At 53.1% G+C, this 16,688-nt stretch carries 15 protein-coding genes; 2 read left to right on the plus strand and 13 right to left on the minus strand.

Annotation, left to right across the window (positions count from 1 at the left end; genetic code table 11):
* Positions 1–456: 456 nt before the first annotated feature.
* Both GOV91_RS18840 and GOV91_RS18845 read right to left on the minus strand, forming a co-directional pair.
* Positions 457–651 (minus strand): DUF1059 domain-containing protein, encoded by a 195-nt coding sequence (locus GOV91_RS18840; protein ID WP_171236555.1) that lies wholly within the window; start codon positions 649–651, stop codon positions 457–459.
* 31 nt (positions 652–682) lie between these two features.
* Positions 683–1,093, minus strand: coding sequence for a GFA family protein (locus GOV91_RS18845; protein ID WP_171236556.1), 411 nt, complete (start codon positions 1,091–1,093; stop codon positions 683–685).
* A 183-nt stretch (positions 1,094–1,276) separates the two neighbouring features.
* On the opposite strand from GOV91_RS18845, the gene GOV91_RS18850 reads away from it, so the two are divergent.
* Positions 1,277–2,149, plus strand: a complete 873-nt coding sequence (locus GOV91_RS18850) for a LysR family transcriptional regulator (protein WP_254440715.1) — start codon at positions 1,277–1,279, stop codon at positions 2,147–2,149.
* Positions 2,150–2,206: 57 nt separating this feature from the next.
* On the opposite strand, the gene GOV91_RS18855 is transcribed toward GOV91_RS18850, so the two are convergent.
* The 9 genes from GOV91_RS18855 to GOV91_RS18895 all read right to left on the minus strand — a co-directional run bounded on the left by GOV91_RS18855 (position 2,207) and on the right by GOV91_RS18895 (position 13,682).
* Positions 2,207–2,602 (minus strand): rhodanese-like domain-containing protein, encoded by a 396-nt coding sequence (locus tag GOV91_RS18855; protein WP_170594474.1) that lies wholly within the window; start codon positions 2,600–2,602, stop codon positions 2,207–2,209.
* 186 nt (positions 2,603–2,788) lie between these two features.
* On the minus strand, positions 2,789–4,435 hold the full coding sequence (locus tag GOV91_RS18860; RefSeq protein WP_171236558.1) for a tetratricopeptide repeat protein: 1,647 nt from the start codon (positions 4,433–4,435) through the stop codon (positions 2,789–2,791).
* A 644-nt stretch (positions 4,436–5,079) separates the two neighbouring features.
* The gene (locus GOV91_RS18865) at positions 5,080–5,985 is read right to left on the minus strand and encodes a haloalkane dehalogenase (protein ID WP_171236559.1); all 906 of its coding nucleotides are present in this window, start codon (positions 5,983–5,985) and stop codon (positions 5,080–5,082) included.
* Positions 5,986–6,241: 256 nt separating this feature from the next.
* Positions 6,242–8,131: an SLC13 family permease gene (locus GOV91_RS18870; RefSeq protein ID WP_171236560.1), complete on the minus strand. Its 1,890-nt coding sequence runs from the start codon at positions 8,129–8,131 to the stop codon at positions 6,242–6,244.
* A gap of 597 nt (positions 8,132–8,728) precedes the next feature.
* Positions 8,729–9,274: a YdeI family protein gene (locus GOV91_RS18875; protein WP_171236561.1), complete on the minus strand. Its 546-nt coding sequence runs from the start codon at positions 9,272–9,274 to the stop codon at positions 8,729–8,731.
* A 21-nt stretch (positions 9,275–9,295) separates the two neighbouring features.
* Positions 9,296–10,789, minus strand: a complete 1,494-nt coding sequence (locus GOV91_RS18880) for a cryptochrome/photolyase family protein (protein WP_171236562.1) — start codon at positions 10,787–10,789, stop codon at positions 9,296–9,298.
* A 3-nt stretch (positions 10,790–10,792) separates the two neighbouring features.
* Positions 10,793–12,037: an FAD-binding domain-containing protein gene (locus tag GOV91_RS18885; protein ID WP_171236563.1), complete on the minus strand. Its 1,245-nt coding sequence runs from the start codon at positions 12,035–12,037 to the stop codon at positions 10,793–10,795.
* The gene (locus GOV91_RS18890; RefSeq protein WP_171236564.1) at positions 12,034–12,174 is read right to left on the minus strand and encodes a DUF2256 domain-containing protein; all 141 of its coding nucleotides are present in this window, start codon (positions 12,172–12,174) and stop codon (positions 12,034–12,036) included. Before GOV91_RS18890 ends, GOV91_RS18885 begins: the two co-directional genes overlap by 4 nt.
* On the minus strand, positions 12,171–13,682 hold the full coding sequence (locus GOV91_RS18895; protein ID WP_371732340.1) for an FAD-binding domain-containing protein: 1,512 nt from the start codon (positions 13,680–13,682) through the stop codon (positions 12,171–12,173). Before GOV91_RS18895 ends, GOV91_RS18890 begins: the two co-directional genes overlap by 4 nt.
* Positions 13,683–14,249: 567 nt before the next feature.
* Between GOV91_RS18895 and GOV91_RS18900 the strand changes: the two genes are divergently transcribed.
* The gene (locus GOV91_RS18900) at positions 14,250–14,696 is read left to right on the plus strand and encodes a thiol-disulfide oxidoreductase DCC family protein (RefSeq protein WP_171236566.1); all 447 of its coding nucleotides are present in this window, start codon (positions 14,250–14,252) and stop codon (positions 14,694–14,696) included.
* Between the two features lie 174 nt (positions 14,697–14,870).
* Here GOV91_RS18900 and GOV91_RS18905 read toward each other — a convergent pair whose 3' ends face one another.
* Complete coding sequence (locus tag GOV91_RS18905) at positions 14,871–16,190, minus strand: AarF/ABC1/UbiB kinase family protein (protein WP_171236567.1); 1,320 nt, start codon at positions 16,188–16,190, stop codon at positions 14,871–14,873.
* Positions 16,191–16,213: 23 nt separating this feature from the next.
* Positions 16,214–16,687, minus strand: a complete 474-nt coding sequence (locus tag GOV91_RS18910) for a DUF427 domain-containing protein (RefSeq protein WP_171236568.1) — start codon at positions 16,685–16,687, stop codon at positions 16,214–16,216.
* Position 16,688 lies beyond the last annotated feature (1 nt).

The raw sequence follows: 16,688 nt of genomic DNA on the forward strand, positions 1-16,688 counted from the left end.
CCAACGCTGAACGCGGTCTGGGCTGTTCTGCTTATTCTGACATTCGTGTACCGGATTGTCGTGCTTACAGCTGATCGCATTCGCTGCGTGGCAAAAACCTCTTGCCAAAACCTGTGTGGCAAAAACGATCGTTTTTGGCACTAAACAAGCGATCACCAAAGTCATTGAAAATTCCAGCGCACAATGCCTTGATAAAACCACCTTTGATTTCGGCGCGGCTTTGGCCACGTTCCGAAGAGCTGACGTTTGCGCGCGGTGCACTATCGGTCAGAGCGCGCTCGGTGTCGCCTTTTCGCTGCGGTGAACCAAGTAAGCCGCTCGCAACCAGAACCGGACATTCGCAATTGGGCCTGGCAGTTTCCGATAAGCAGACGAAAGCTGCCCTTTGCGATTAAGCAAACCAAGCCGAAAATTATGGCCGATTATCTGCAGAAATTGGAAGCTTGGCTTATTCGTTCACGCTGGCTTAATTAGTGTTTCCAGGTATTTTCGAGTGTCGGCGTCCCACGAGCTGGGGTCTTCCCCATGGGCAACCACCGCGTGAAGTTCCATGAGCTTCCAGACTTCATCCTTGGTCGCAGCAACCACTTTCCCTGGGCAGGCCTCCATGCCCTCGCAATCCTTGCAGGCATATGAATAAACAGTGTTCATCGCTTTCTCCTCCGTTCGCTCGGAAAGTTGGTTAGAACTCAGGAAACGTCGGCAGCCCGTCGTCGAGTTTTATCCATGGCTGCTGATGTGACACGAAGATGTGGGCCTTGGGTTGCGCAATCGATGGGTCGTCCAACGTCACAGCAGAAAACCACGCATCAGCGCTCCAGTCTTGGCCCTCAACTTCATTTAGGGCGGCATAGGTCAACGTCGTTCCACAGTCCCGACAAAACCCGCGGCGAATACCCGGAGTTTTCTCAATGTGTTGGATTTCGCCTTTGATAACTGCGAAGTCTTCCGCTGCTACTTTAGCCCAAGTTACAAAGGCACCGCCAAGGGCCATTTGGCATGAACGGCAATGGCAATGACCCGACCAAGCTGGTGGGGTTGCTAACTGGTATCGAACAGCACCACAGTAACATCCACCTTGAAGTTTTTTCATCGTATCAAGCTCTCATGACGTGCGGCTAGGTTTACATCGATAATGAGGCATCTGCTCTAATACCCCATGATTTAAGAACAGATTTTACTGTGAATAATGTCAAGAATCCCGATATCATGCGACTCAAATAGTCTAACAAAACTTTAGAAAAACTACGGTATGGATTGGTTGCACCTTCCCCCAATGAACGCTTTGCGCGCTTTCTCAGCGGTTGCGGAAGCAGGGAGTTACACCGTGGCTGCTGAACGCTTGAACGTGACCCAAGCGGCTGTCAGCCAGCAGGTGAAATCGTTGGAAAGGCATTTGGGTGTAGCTCTCGTTGCCAGACGTGGGCGCAGCATTGAGCTGACCGAGCCAGGCATCATTCTTTCACGTGAACTGGGTATCGGCTTTGAAATCATTGGAAGGGGTGTCGAGCGACTGGCAGAACACACAGCGCAGCGTCCCGTTCAAGTGACCATGTCACCCGCATTCGCGGTGGAGTGGCTATTGCCGAGAATGGCAGAGTTTCAACGTGAACATCCAGAGATCACTTTGATGCTGAACCCAACTTCGGAACTGGTTCAGATAAGACCAGGTGGCATCGATGTCGCCATTCGGTATCACGACAGACGCATGCCGAGAAAAGAAGAGGATACTGTCCTTGTTTCCGACATGGTCGTGATCGGGGCACCTTCACTGGTGGGAGGCCAAGATCTGCGTGACCCGGCCTCTTTAACGAAGCTGCCCTGGTTGCAGGAACTGGGCACCAACGAGGCGGCTGACTGGTTCATCTATCACGGGGTTGTTCCTGCCGAACCATTGACCATAAATCACATGCCGGGGAACCTGATCATGACTGCGGTTCGCCGGGGTGACGGTATCACGTATACCGCCAGAGCTTTTTTCGAGGACGATCTATCATCTGGTCGGATGATTGAATTGTTCTCTGAGCCTCTCTTCGGCGTCTATTACATCCAGACGCAGGCAGAATTTCAGCGCCCCGAGGCTAAGGTTTTCGTCAACTGGCTTAAATCTCAGTCGCAAGTCGTATCGAGACACAACTCTGGAAGCTGAGACGTATCTATTTACCCCTCTGCTCTGTTTGCTCAAGACCGTTGGTTTCGCCGTTTCTTAAGGCTGCTTTGTGGAGGAGCCAGCTGCGATCAGAGCCGCCATCCCTCCATCGATGAACTGCACGTTTTGAAAACCCATCGCAGTCAATACATTTGCCGCTGCTGCGCCTCGGTAACTAGGAGCGCCGCCACAGGTGGTAAAAATTCGCCTTCCACGATCCTGTAACTCTTGAGATCTGTATTCACTTTCAAGGTCTGCCATCCAAGCGACGGCGCGACCAGGAGCCGGAATTGCTCTGGGGCTGATACCTGTGGCCGCCATTTCAGCGCTATCCCTCACGTCCACCACAAGTGCGTTGGGGTCTTCGATCAGTACTGCCAGCGCGTCAGTTGCTGAAATCGGATTCGCTTTGGATATTTCCTGAGCTTCCATTTGTGCGAATGTTAAGACCATGTTCCCCCCCAACTGCAAATCCTACGCGATGCTACCATGCGGCTGATTTACCGCAAAACGGCATCCAAGCGATGTTTGGCAGTCTTGTGGTCGCCCAGACGGTTGCCATCAACGAAGTTAAACAAGTCCCGATCAACGGCAGAAGCGGGCCTCGCAAATGCCCCAGCCATTGCTGTTGATCAGTGATTACTCGGCGGCTAAATCCTTCTGCCTGCAATAACACGATGCCTTGATCGGCACCTCGGCGCGAGCAGTGGCCTTGTCCAGTTGTAGCTTAATGTGGGCGGCTTCGACCGTTTCACCGCGCCGGGTGAGACATTCGTGCAAACCATGCAGGCTCCAGACGTTGCCCGGATGCTGACAGGCCCGGCTAAGCGTTGCATCCAGGCCAAGGTCTGCACGGTAAACAGCTTCGGCTTCCTCCATCTGGCCCTGTTCAAGAAGAAGAGCACCCAGCGCATGACGGGTGGGTTGCATCCAGCCCCAGGGCTCGTCGTATGGCAAGTTGTCGTCGATCTCGACTGACTTTCGCAGGTGGTCAAAGGCCGTCTCATACTCTTCTGCGTGATAGGCCAACTCACCCAGCATCATTTGCTCAGCGACCTTCAGAATGTCCCGGCATGTGTTGTTGAACAGCATTCGGGTCTCAGGAACTCTGGCCAGAGCATCATAGAACTTGGCTTTTTCACTCTCGGCTTCGGCGACCCTGTGTAGGTTGGCTAAGGCAACCGTCCTTGCATACCGCATCATGGCGATAGTGACGCTGTAGAGCTCCGCATCTTCAGGTAAATCCTGATCAAGGATAGCCTGCCAGCGTCCAAACCTGATCAATACATGTTGTTTCATAGGAATGAACGCCTCGAACCAATCAGCCATTGGCCGAAGTGTCTCTGAAGGTAAAGTTTCGACAAGCTCATCAGCAGCTTCCAGTGCCGCCGTTGGCTGCCCCAAAAACATCGCTCCGTAGATTTTGAAGTGGTAGTTATGACACCTGTAAACGGAATAGAAATTGTCAGGGCCTTCGCGTTCCAGGAACTTTCGATCTGACAAGATGGCTTTGTGATTACGCAACACAACGTTCATGTAATCTCCACACAAGACGTCAATATGGGTGGGCATGTGAAGCAAGTGCCCGGCTTCAGGCACCAACGTGCTGAGCACATCACCATGGCGAAGGGCTCGCTCAGGATTTGGCGACATTTCCATCAGGTGAATGTACATGTGCAGGAGCCCTGCGTGTTCCCATGCTCCGGGGAGTGTATCAAATGCAGTTTCGAGGACTGCTATGGCTTCAAGTGTGTCGGCTCCATCCGCTGGTTTCCCAGTCGGCAAGTCCCAAAGCTGCCAAGGGGTCCGATTCATGAGTGCCTCGGCCAGGAGGGCGCAAACGTCGAGATCCGGTTTGAATTCAGCATGCACCCTTCGCATCGCATCAGCGAATGCATCATTCCATGGGCTAAAATCCTCAATATCCGATGAGGTTGGATAACGAGCCGGAATGGCTTCGATGAGCGCGCGTTCAACAGGCGTCAGCCGGTCCTTTAACGACGCAGCAGCCTCGATTGACGCTTTCGCCAAGGCGATACAGTCAGACTTCTCGTCTTCTTCGAATGTTTCCCAGGGCTTGTTGTAGTTCGGCCCAATGCAATACGCGATGCCCCAGTGCGCCATTGCGCAATTTGGATCCGCAGCCACGGCATTCTGAAAGCAGACAATCGCTTCTTCGTGGTTGTACGCGTAAGTCCAAGCCAAACCACGATCAAACCAAAGCTGGGCTTCGTCCGACGAGGTTGTGATCTTTCGGCTGTAGCTACCGAGATCATAGTATTCCATCACAATAACCCCCTAATTAAAGGTAGGAGGTTACCACAATGGGCTGTTTCTCGATACTGGCGACATCAAAGCCGACCCAAGGCATAAACCCGTCTTAAATGAGCTCCATTTGATCGAAGCACTCTTCGTGGCGACTGATCAACTTGTCGGCCGCGTGAGTGACGCGCCGACCAATCCCTCCACAGTAGCCCACCGACAAGACCACAAACACCGCTCGCACACACCTAAGAAGGGCTTTTGAGAAGGCTGATTTCGGCAGTCAGATTGGTTTTTTCCGCCAACCAACACTTTTGGGGCCTGGTAACGTCGTGCGACAGCTTCCGTTCTAAGTGGCATTGAAAACATGTAACTAGCGCACATTGCGGGCGTCAAAAATAGCCGAGCCCAATCACGTCGCATAACGGCCTTAGCTGAGCATTTGCGCCGCAAATTTGTTGTAAGTTGAGGCCGCAAGGGAAGACATAAAATCGCTTCTGCGATTGGCTGCGCTGTTCAAGCCTGTCCTATCAATTTAATCGAAGAGGAACATCTAAGGCGTGGTTCAGGAGAACCTTCAGTAACTGCCTTTTTTGGTTGAGGACTGTTGCAAAGTCGAACATCTTTTAAAGGCGAACATTCCGACGGATTGCCGCAACTGATAGCCGCTAGGTTTGCTCAATGAATCTCAAGGTCGCGTGTGCTAGTTCCGTGCCAGCATCTTCTTGAATGAAATGCCCCGCTTTAGGCACAACGATATGATTTTGACCAACTGCCCCAGGGATCGACTTTTGGAACATTTTGTCTACTCCTGCCATGACCCTATCGTCTTCTCCAAAAACAGTCAGAAACGGAGTGTTCAGAGTCTTGAGGGTTTCCCATGTGGCTCGGTTGGCTTCTGAAGCTGGGTTGTCAGGTTTGTCGGGCACCAACATTGGAAACTGCCGAGCGCCTGCCAAATAGCGTGAATCCGGGAACGGTGCGTTGTAGGCTGCAACCTCTTCGTCGGAAATCTTGGATGTTGTGCCGCCGAATACGATCCGGCCCGAATTAAATTCAGGCACAGATTGTGAGTATTCCCGCCATGAAAGAAATGCCTCGCCCAAGGGTGTGTCACCAGTGGGCAAGGCCGTGTTCGCCACAACCACACGTGAGAACCGCTCGGGCATACGCGCAACCAACCGCAAGCCTATGAGACCGCCCCAGTCCTGGCAAACCAATGTGATGCCCGTCAGGTCAACTTTCCGCAACCACTCGGACATCCAGTCTACATGGCGTTGGTAGGTGTAATCGGATCGCTCAGTTGGCTTGTCCGACCGTCCAAACCCAATCAAATCAGGAGCCAGAACTCGATGGCCCGCATCTTTGAATAACGGAATCATGCGCCGATACAAGAAGCACCAGGTCGGCTCTCCATGCATCAACAATACTGGCGGTGCCTGTGCCTGTCCCTCTTCCAAATAGTGCATTCGGAGACGACCCTCTTCGGTATCATCCACATCAAGATAGTGTGGGCCGAATGCAAAATCTGGCAGCCCGTCAAACCGATGGTCCGGTGTACGAAGAAACCTCATTTAGAACTCTCCAAAAATGCCGACGGTTTTGGCAAAGCAACAATGATCGATAAAACAAAATCGGTCCAGTTCCCGCGTATATCGACTTCATGATTGTATGAGTTCGACGCTTTTCTTCGCTCCATCGCAGCAAACGTACTCATTGCGAAGGTCTCGGATCTTCTGCTCCAACACTAAAGTTTGGTCTCAAAAACCTCATTTATGAGTTCGCCTGAGTTGAAGCAGAGCACATCTGTTCGGACCGCCGAGAGGCGGCTCAGAAGAAAAGGGCAAGCCCGGTCATTGAGACAACCAAGAAAAGGAGAGTCATGATTCCACCTGAGCGAACGAAATCGACCACCCGGTAGCCTGCTGGACCCATGATCAACGCGTTCACTTGGTGTGTTGGGATCAAAAACGAGTTGGACGTTGAAATTGCCACGGTGAGAGCAAATACAGCCGGGTTACCACCCGCCGATACGGCAATAGAAACTGCTAGCGGCACCAGCAGAACAGTTGCACCTACGTTGGACATGACCAGCGTAAACGCCGTTGCCAAAACGGCGATTCCTGCTTGCAGCGACCATATCGGCCACCCTTGAAGGAGGGCCAACACATGCGCTGCAATCCAATCCGCTGTGCCGGTGTTTTGAACTGCCTGGCCCAACGGGATCAGCGAAGCGAGTAGAAAAACTGTACTCCAACTAATCGACTCGTAGGCTTCGTCAATCGAGAGCACCCGGCTCAATACCATCCCAATAGCGCCGATCAACAGGCACAATGACAAGCGCAGATCAGAGAACAGAATTAAGCTTAACGCTATTAGGAAGAAGGCGAGCGCCCATCCGACCTTGTGTGGCCGTAGCTCTTCCTGGGGAAAATCCGAAGTTACAACGACAAAATCCCTGTCCGACTTCAACCGTGTCAGGCGGTCCCACTGCACGTGAACCACACACGTATCACCGGACTGCAAAGGGACTTGCCCGATATGCGTTGCAGCATGATCTTCGGTTTCAACGTGGCTCAGTGTTTCTTCACCACGCTGAATGGCTAACAAAGACAAACCGTGTGTCTGACGCAGGCGCAGATCAATCGGAGTTTGGCCAATAACCGATGAACCGGGCGGGACAACAACCTCAGCCACGCCCGATTGGGTCGCGGCGAAATCATCCGCAAAGACATCTAGTTGGGGAAGTATCTCTAAGCCGTAAGGCTCAGCGAACTGTTGCGCAACCACCCGGCGCAGGCCAAGTACTGCAAGCCGCGCGGGGGCTTCGATCTTGGTATCAGCCATCGGCGCGATGACCTTGTGGCCGCGATAGGATGTGCCAAGAATGTACATGTTATGGGCGACCATTAAATCCGCAAGCGTTTGCCCGATGATGATCGAGCCTTCAGGGACACGTATTTCGAACATATCGGCCCTAAGCCCGTAGGTGTTTTCGACATAGGTCTGCATGGACCGAGCCGAGCTTGCGTCTTCTCCACGCTCCCGCTGCGCTGGAAGGACCCAACGACCAAAAAGCACAAAGTAAAGCACCCCCGTCAGCACCAGCATCACACCGATAGGCGTGACTGAAAACAACCCAAATGTCTCCATTTGTTGGTCAGCCGGAAGGGATGAATTTGCCGATACAATCAGGTCATTCAACAGGATAAGAGGCGACGACCCGACTAAGGTGATCGTACCACCCAGTATTGCGCAAAACCCCATAGGCATCAGCAACCTACTCATCGGGATTTCCGTACGTGCCGAGATGCGGCTAACAACAGGCAGAAAAAGCGCAGCAGCTCCAACGTTCTGCATGAAGGAGCTTATGACACCAACCGTTGTTGATATTATGGGAATTATCCGAGCCTCAGTCGTGCCACCATTCTTGAGGATCAAGGCCGCGACCTTTGACATCAGTCCAGTCTTATCAAGCCCAGCCCCAATTACCATTACTGCGATGATGGACATCACGGCGTTCGAGGAAAAACCTTCAAAGAGCTTGGAGATATCGGCTAGATTACCTAGCCCCGGCAGATAGCTCAGTGCGCCAAGCAGTACCATTACAAGAATTGCTGCAACATCGATCCGTATAATCTCGGTAACAAAAAGAAAGACCGTAAAAGACAATAGACTCAGTACGGCTATCATTTCGTAGGTCAGTGTTGGTAATTCCATGTCGTACCCTCCAACCTGAAATTACCTGACTAGCAGTGAATACGAAGGACCAGCTCTGCGCAGCAGATAAGGCCAAAATCCATCAGGCCGGCTCACGCAGCTCGTTTTTTCGGACGTGGTATCTGGTGAAACCTGGATTTCGCCAACCAAAAGAGACGCTGATGACAAACTCATAAGCCTCTCTTAGACGTCGCAATGCGAAATGAACTTTCACTATTGCTCGATTGTAAACACATAAATTTGCCGTGTCGTCATCATTCATTTTCAATCAATTTTCTTGCTAAATCGGGTAGGCTTTGTGAAAGCCGCCACGAAAACGGGTGCTAGAACAAACGCTGCCAAGACTCAGAAAACATGACGCAAGCCGACGAACGCATCATCGCGACCAACGTCCACTTATATGATTGACATCTCCGCCAAGCCTCCAGGTGAGTAGGCTTCGAACTTGGACTGTGGTTCTGCAAATACGAAAGTACATTGCGTAAGCAAACGGCGACTTCCGAGGCGGCTGATCTAAACCATAATTTTGGCTGCATTGCTCCGTTTCGATACGAAAGCTCAAGCTCCGATTGGGAACCCAGAACAGACCTGACGGCGCTACATTTGCTGCATTCTTTCACCAGCGTGCGTGGTTGCGACCGTCTTATTGATCCGCCTTTGGCGCGTTGTTGGGTTCTTTGCGACCTTAATCCACCGCAGGACGTTGCGTCGGTAAGACGGGGGCAATTGCTCCCATTTTTCTAGGTCCAATTCAACTGATAAATCATCTGGAACGATCAGGGCATCGACGTCGTCAAAAAAATTCCAAAGCCCGAACGCTTTACTGGCTTGTATAGAAGCCTCTCCTGCGGGGTGCATTAAGCCGTTTTGCCTGAGGCGCTCTGCTCTGTCCTTGTAACTTTTAGACCACGCTAGTTGTTTTCGCGGGCTGATAAGTTGCGCCGTCCGGTCTTTGTCGACTGTAAATCGTCTTCCATCAATCCAACCATGCGCAATAAGCGCATCCAGCACCTCGTCCCGACTGACATATTTCTGTGGATGTGCGGCCTTCCACGTGATCAGTCGGACGCTCTCACGCTGGGCAAAATGCGTGCTTAGCCAGTCCCAAAGCTGATCACTGGACGCGACCTCAATATCCGTCATGCGCCACTATAGAGTTCATGCTCATTCCATCCGTCCCAGAAAGGCTTCAGCCGTCGATACATGCTTGGTTTTGACCTCTGGCGACATGCGCTCAGCCGTACGGCACATCATCGCCCAGCGGGGATTGCCAGCCAGTATATCGCTGTGTTTCAGGATAAAGCGCCAATATAGACCGTCCCATATATCGGCCCAGGGCCCCTTGCCCCAATGGCTCATTTTGCGAACATAGTTTGAACCCGAAAAGTACGGTTTGGTGGTGATCAACCCGCCATCGGCATGCTGGCTCATCGCGTAGGCATTGGGAACCATAACCCAATCATAGCTGTCGACGAACATTTCCATAAACCAGCGATAGACATCGTCCGGATCAATCTCGCACAGAAACATGAAACCGCCCAGAACCATGAGACGTTCAATATGGTGGCAATACCCTGTCTCAAGCACCCTTTTGATTGTGTCGTCTAGCGGATCAATGCCAGTGGTTCCGTCGTAGAATGCGCGGGGTATGGCGCGGTGATGACCCCAATGATTTGTCGTTCGCATTGGCACACCCAGGCTTTCATAGGTCGCGCGCATAAACTCACGCCAGCCAATGATCTGGCGGATAAAACCTTCTACCGAATTCAGGGGAATGCCCTTGCGATCCGCATGCGCCAAGGCAGTATCCAAAACTTGTCTTGGTGTCAGCAACCCAATGTTCAAAGCAGGTGTGAGAACGGCATGCCACAGCCAGTTTTCGCCCTCAACAATGGCATCTTCATAGTCGCCAAAGTGATTGAACCGCCGTTCCAGAAACTGTGCCAGCCAATCGGACGCAGCTTTGTGCGATGTCGGATAATACAACTTATCCAAGCTGCCCAGTACATCTGGAAACTCAGCAAGAACACTTGCTTTTGCGGCTTCATCAACGGCGTCATGGGCGGGCCAATCGATCCAAGGCAGGCTGCCCAACAGCGCCTTGGGCACTTTTTTGCGGTTTTCCTCGTCAAAGCTCCATTGTCCGCCAGTTGGTTGATCGCCTTCCATCAAAACATTCAAGCGGCGGCGTTGACTTTTGTAGAACTCTGCCATGAACCAGCGTTTGCGACCGGCAGACCAATCCAGATTGTCAGCTTGAGTGTTCAAAAAGCCGGGCGATGGCAGGATATCCAGCGTGATATAGGTTTTGCAAGCCGCCGCCCGTATTCGTCTTTCGGCAATGAAATCTACTGGATCAGCCATGATCAATTGGCTGACACCACGGTCACGCAGGCTTTGAAACAGACGCAGGCATGCGCCCGGCTGCCGCTCAAAGTGCCATATCGCTGCATCAAATCCTCTGGCGATCAAGCTATCGCGATAGCGCGCCATAGAGGCACGGTGCAGCCACAGCTTTTGCTTGTGCATCTTGGCCGGATAACACGCATCGCCAAAAAACAACGGGTCTTCGAAAAGAACAACAATGTCTGGTCGGGCGACCAGACCCGGGTGTTGGGCAAACAATTGATTGGGAAGCAGAAGAGCGGCAGTGAACACGGGCTATGGCCTTGGTTGGCTGGCCAGGTTCAATTGGCCCAAAAGCGACGGAATCTTCTTTCGAAGACCAAAGAATCCGGCCTTTGCATGAGGCCATGTCAAAGCGTCGTAAGGTCGTATTATCCGGTTCAAAGACAGGCCAGCGTCCCTCAATAGGGGTTCCGCACGATCCAATCGTGACCGAGTGGGACCGACAGGCGCATAGGCTGTCGCAATGGTTTTAACACCGGCATTCCGTGCTGCCTCGATCAACGGACCACTCCAGTCCTCGGCGGATTGCAGGCGCTTTCCGTGAGGTTCCAGGGCGCTGTTCATCGCGCCTTCGGCAAAATCCGTAACGGCGCCTGCAATCGGGTTCGGAGACCGGCCACGCGTCGCCAAAAGTCCAATCGCGGCAGCAGGCGATGTTGGCATTAAGCGCGCGGCGGACAGATCATCCTCGATCAACAGCATAAGGTAAGGGCCCTCTGGGGGCTTTTGCGGCGTCAAAAGCGGAATGAGCGGGTGTTCTGCTGTCTCGGTCAGAGGTTCCGCAAATTTGGCGAGGCCTTTTGGTTGAAACCGTCCGTCGGTGTATTTGGCTATATTGTCCGGACGCGCGAGGTAGGTTTTGCCTTTCGTGTGCAATCCGCCAACCCACCGCCAACTCAGCGTGTTCGACGCGGGATCGCCATCCAGCAAATGCCGCAAAAAGAAGTCCGCGCCAAGCTGCCAGGGTATGCGGAGTGTAAAAATCCAGATGGATGCAAACCACATTCGCGCATGGTTATGAAGGTAGCCGGTCGTCACCAGTTCCCGTGCCCAATGATCGAAACAGTCGATGCCGGTATTGCCATTCACTGCATCGTTGAAACGGTTGTCCAGGCCCGCATCATTTGCCAGCCTCTCACAAGCGTTCAACAGATCCCGCTGATAATGTGCCCAGACGCTGGGCCGCTGTTCCAGCCAGCCCTTGAAGTAAGTGCGCCAGAACACTTCTTGCACGAACTTCTCCGCCGCGTCGGAATTATGGGACGCTAGTACAGTTGCCAGTACCTCTTGTTCAGTTATCAAGCGGTGGCGCAGCCAAGGTGACAAACCCGATACATTGCTGCGCTGATCGGTCCCAAAATCGTAGTTCCGCTTACCTGCATAGTGGCGACCGGCGCGTCCCACGAACTGCTTCAGCCTTTTAAGGCCATGGGTTCGTGTGGGCTTGAAACTGATCGTCTCTTTCGCTTCCGCAAGTTCTTGAAAAATCTCGGTCATGCGGCCGACCTGCATTTCTTCGAGCAGTATTTCACTTGATCCCAAATGTTTTCCCATTTCTTGCGCCAGGTGAACGGGCGCTGGCAGACCGGGCAGATTTTCTGGGGCAAATCAGCTTTCTTCCGCATCCTCATCATTTGTCCCCCAAAGGCAGGCCGAGTTGCTCTTGATCTTGAGACGACCGCGCATCTTTGCGAGCAGCCCGCCTGGTCTTTCGGCTCGCGTGTTTTGTCGCGATGTCGCGCGCTTCCGAGCGAAACACCGCACTCCGGCGGACGCCCCACACCCGCTCGCGCGCGGCTTTGGCTGCTGCGAGATGGTCAAAAATACGCTCTGGATAATGCGCTCCGATGACGTGTTTCTCGTCCGGGGCTTTCCAGGGTTCGTGGATGTGCCGATCCGAAATATCGGCCAGTTCCGGCAACCATGTCCGAATGAAAACCCCTTGTGGGTCCTGATCATAGCCCTGCTTAACTGGATTATAGATGCGCAGGGTATTGATGCCGGTGGTGCCTGATTGCATTTGCACCTGGTTCCAATGAATGCCCGGCTCATAGTCGGTAAACATGCGCGCCAAATGCTGGCCAGGGGCTCTCCAATCCAGCCAAAGATGATAGCTCGCAGTCGCCATCACCATTGCGCGCATCCGAAAGTTGAGCCACCCCGTTGCTTGCAACGACCGCATGCATGCGTCCAAAAACGGATATCCCGTTTCGCCTTTGGACCAAGCAGCCAAAAGCGCGCCATCTGGCGCTTTCGGTCGAAGCCCGTCGTAGAGCCGATGCAGATTTTCAAACTCAATTCGAGGCTCATCCTCGAGTTTCTGAATGAAATGGCAATGCCAATGCAATCGGCCCGAGAACGAGCGAAGCGATTTGCGCCAGTCCTTTGCTTGCGGCGGCAATCTGCGTCTTTGCCTTTCAGTCGCTTGCGATACCTCGCGCATCGAAAGCGCGCCCCAAGCCAGGTAGGGCGACAGCCGCGAACACGCGACGGCCCCCGCCAAGGGGCTGGACATTTGGCGTTGGTATCTTTTGCCACGGCGGGTCAGAAAACTGTTCAGCCGTTCCAAACCCGCAGCTCGTCCACCGGCTTGACGACCAGCGCACAAATCATCCCTCAAGCCGAGGTCGCGCGCCGTGGGAATATACCCCGGTTCTATGTCGATAGGCTCTAGCGCAACTGGTGACGATACGGGCAATGCCATAAACTTGTCCCAACCTTCCGCCCAGCCGTCGCGAGACTTGAGCCTGCGAAAAACGCCGTGGTTCTGCACTTCGTGCCACTGCACACCATGATCCCTGCACCATGCCGCGACCTGACGGTCCCGCTGATACGTCCAATTGTTCCCCGTTTCCTCGTGTGACCAAAGTACGTCGACTAGACCGCGATCTTTCAACTCGGACAGGACCGACACAATTTGCCCGGTGCGCACCACAAGAGGCTGGCCTAGTTCCCCAAGGTCTTTTCGCAGTCCCGCGATTGTCTCAGCAACAAAGTTCCAATGCCGTGTTGACGCGTCGGGTTGCAGCCAACGCTCAGGTTCAACCACATAGAGTGGCAGAACTGTTCCGACCTCGGACGCTTGCGCCAGTGCCGGGTGATCATTTACCCGTAAATCCCGTTTGAACCAAACGACCTGCACGATACCTCCGTTTTTCAAGTATTGTACGCATGGCCGCAAACAATGGATCTTTGTTCCAGTCTGCTTCGCATTTCGCTGTTGACGTGGCATTTGCACAGACGCAATTGGCCTTAGGCACTTGAAGGTCGGAAGTTGCCGCGGACTCACTGATTAGAGCTTGGCCAGGAGTACGGGGCCTAGGCAAAGGTGAAATCGAATAGTGACGGCTCCGAGCTCTAAAACACCAAGCAAAGAAACGGGTTAGCCAAACTCTACTTTGTTCGAACGTCTGATTTCTGAGCACACGTTAAAGAGACCACCCCGACGAACTTTACGCTGCAAAGCACCGTCGGCATTCTTGGCAGCGCACCCCAAACCATTCACCCCCAGATCACTGCAAACGAGAGAAAACAATATTCAAACAGAACCATCTTGTTTGCGCGTCCAAAGCGTTAAGTTTGGCTGACAGCATCCTTAGTTGCGGCTTCATAACGCACCTGAGTGCCGCTGGTGACCCCTCGTTTCTTCGGTTTTTGCGCTAGCTTTTGTAAACGTATGGGCGAAACCCAAGAGACAAGGCCAAACAAAATGTACAATTCGGATAATGATGAGGTTGCGCTCACATCTGATGATGCCGGTCAATCTCTTACTACGGTGTACTACGACGGATCTTGCCCACTTTGCTCCGTTGAGATCAGGCACTATGCTTCTTGCGAGGGCGCTGAACTTTTGCGGTTCGTTGACGTTTCAAAATCCAATGCTCTTATTGATGCAAATCTAACGCGGCAAGAGGCAATGGATCGATTCACTGTGCGTCGACCAGATGGGGAACTTGTATCCGGTGCGCGCGGGTTCACGGAACTCTGGGGCACTTTACCCAAATGGCGTTGGCTAGCACGTGTGGCAAGCATTCCGGGGGTAACGCCTGTGCTAGAGCTTGCATACCGGGTTTTCCTGCCCCTAAGGCCGACGTTTTCGAGGATCGCGTATTGGGTCGGAGCGGAGCCGGTTAACAGGACGGGTTCGTCGACGTGATCAACTTATATGATGGTCATTTCTAAAGCCGGGTTTGGTTCGTCAAAGGGGTTCTCGAACCCGAGCCTGGCAACATTCGCATCGCACTTGCGGATTGTTTTGGGTTGCTCGCGCATATCGGTGACGCTGGTTTGTAATTGTTCGGCTTGCTGGTTTGGAGGAAATTGTAGTCGTTCAGGTGACGTACTTTTCAAGAAGCGTCTTCACGGGAAGCGAGGCGTTTAATCGCGTGGCCAATAAGAACATACCCCCAATCTTTCGCTGAAGGTAAAGAATGTCCATTGGCAGCTGGGGCGGGATATACCCGGCCGCGGCCAGGGCCATACTTTCTTTGTTCAGATGGCTGGAAAGCGTTCGGTCAGAAAAATCAAATTCATTCGCGGATAGGATTGCGTCAAAAACGCTGCGGATCATTCCAAGGATCCGGTCGTCAAATGGGCCATCACCTTCAATAAGCTTCAGTTGTATGGCAGCCTTACGAAGCGCCGCACCGTCTTCAAGCAAACCGGCGCGCAACAGATCCACATATGCATCTATTGCAGATAGTTGCAGTGCGCGTGCCGCGCCAAAATCCAAGAGACTGACTTTTCCATTGGATGGGTTGTATCGGTAGTTGGCAAAATTCGGATCGCTTTGCATGATCCCGAACTCGAAAACCTCGCGCAGCGTGAGATTGACCAAGGCTTCTGAGACTCGATTGCGTTCCTCGCTGGTCGCATCACCCACGGCCTCGATAGGGCGACCTTCCATAAAGGACATCGTTAGAACTTCTGGCGTGCTCCAATCTGGATAGAACTGCGGGATTTCAAACGCTTCATCATTCTGCAATAGGTCAGCAAAGTGGCGCAGGTGCTGTCCCTCGCGTTCATAATCTGTTTCTTCATGCAGTTGACTACGTGCTTCTTGGATGTACGGATCCAAATCGAAGCTTTTGGGAAGCAAACCTGACATGCGAACCAGAGTGGCAACATTGGCCACATCGCTGTCGATACTGCGCGCGATACCGGGATATTGCACTTTGATCGCCACATCGCGCCCGTCTTTCAATGTCGCACGATGTACTTGCCCGATACTCGCTGCCGCTATGGGCCTTACATCGAAGGCTTGGAAGGATTTTCGCCAATCTGCACCCCAGGCTCGGTTCAGGACGTCACGCAATTGTTTCGGCGGCATGAAATGCGCCTGATCTCGCAGTCGCGCCATGATGTCAGCCAGTTCAGACGGCAAGACCTCACCTGCATCCATCGAAATCAATTGACCCACCTTCATCGCGGCCCCTCGCATACGCGCAAGCTGATCCGCAACGCGTGTCACGTTTCCGGGTGTCATCAGCAAACCACGCATATCGGGTCGGGCACCGCGGCCGATCTCTCTTAGCGCGCGGACTGCCACGTTCCCCGCAATGCCTGCCGTCATGCCGCTCAAACCGGCAACACGGACCAAACGGCTTGTAGGAACAGCCAAAGGGGAAGGCGAGGTTTTAGGGTCCGTCATCTATCCTCACCAAAATTCTATCCTCACCAAAATTCCGTTCCCGGGGCGCCTTTGATGCGACCCTTCAAGTTTTCGGTGACCCAGCCTCCATAGAAATCCCCAGGTTGCGGGATCACCCGGTACTCACCAATAAAACAAGCGTCCATAAGTCCGGCGTAAAAGGCGAGATAGCCCTTAATCTGTTCAAATCTGGTGGTTGGTGCAGCATAGCTCCACGCAGCTTTCTTAGCCTCGGCCGCCCCGCTCTGAACGTCCCAGTAGCTTGCAACACCCTTCCACTCGCAGAATGATCTACCCGAGACCTTTGTCAGAACGGCATCAATTTCATGCGGCGGGATATAATACGTAGGGGCGTGATGGGTTTCGAGAACCTGAAACGCCTGATCAGTTTCTACGATTGTTCGACCGCCGAGCTCGATCCGCACCCGATGGGGTACTGACCTCAGCGCAGGTGGGCGCGGATAGTCTCGGACGTTTTCAGTTGTCCAAACTGTCATT

The sequence above is a fragment of the Ruegeria sp. HKCCA6837 genome, from assembly GCF_013034475.1.
Lineage (GTDB): Bacteria > Pseudomonadota > Alphaproteobacteria > Rhodobacterales > Rhodobacteraceae > Ruegeria.

Bases quoted from the DNA above. Each gene is read 5' to 3' on its own strand.
- GOV91_RS18840 (WP_171236555.1), bottom strand. From the start codon at position 651: ATGAACACTGTTTATTCATATGCCTGCAAGGATTGCGAGGGCATGGAG.
- GOV91_RS18845 (WP_171236556.1), bottom strand. From the start codon at position 1,093: ATGAAAAAACTTCAAGGTGGATGTTACTGTGGTGCTGTTCGATACCAG.
- GOV91_RS18850 (WP_254440715.1), top strand. From the start codon at position 1,277: ATGAACGCTTTGCGCGCTTTCTCAGCGGTTGCGGAAGCAGGGAGTTAC.
- GOV91_RS18855 (WP_170594474.1), bottom strand. From the start codon at position 2,602: ATGGTCTTAACATTCGCACAAATGGAAGCTCAGGAAATATCCAAAGCG.
- GOV91_RS18860 (WP_171236558.1), bottom strand. From the start codon at position 4,435: ATGGAATACTATGATCTCGGTAGCTACAGCCGAAAGATCACAACCTCG.
- GOV91_RS18865 (WP_171236559.1), bottom strand. From the start codon at position 5,985: ATGAGGTTTCTTCGTACACCGGACCATCGGTTTGACGGGCTGCCAGAT.
- GOV91_RS18870 (WP_171236560.1), bottom strand. From the start codon at position 8,131: ATGGAATTACCAACACTGACCTACGAAATGATAGCCGTACTGAGTCTA.
- GOV91_RS18875 (WP_171236561.1), bottom strand. From the start codon at position 9,274: ATGACGGATATTGAGGTCGCGTCCAGTGATCAGCTTTGGGACTGGCTA.
- GOV91_RS18885 (WP_171236563.1), bottom strand. From the start codon at position 12,037: ATGACCGAGATTTTTCAAGAACTTGCGGAAGCGAAAGAGACGATCAGT.
- GOV91_RS18890 (WP_171236564.1), bottom strand. From the start codon at position 12,174: ATGATGAGGATGCGGAAGAAAGCTGATTTGCCCCAGAAAATCTGCCCG.
- GOV91_RS18900 (WP_171236566.1), top strand. From the start codon at position 14,250: ATGTACAATTCGGATAATGATGAGGTTGCGCTCACATCTGATGATGCC.
- GOV91_RS18905 (WP_171236567.1), bottom strand. From the start codon at position 16,190: ATGACGGACCCTAAAACCTCGCCTTCCCCTTTGGCTGTTCCTACAAGC.
- GOV91_RS18910 (WP_171236568.1), bottom strand. From the start codon at position 16,687: ATGACAGTTTGGACAACTGAAAACGTCCGAGACTATCCGCGCCCACCT.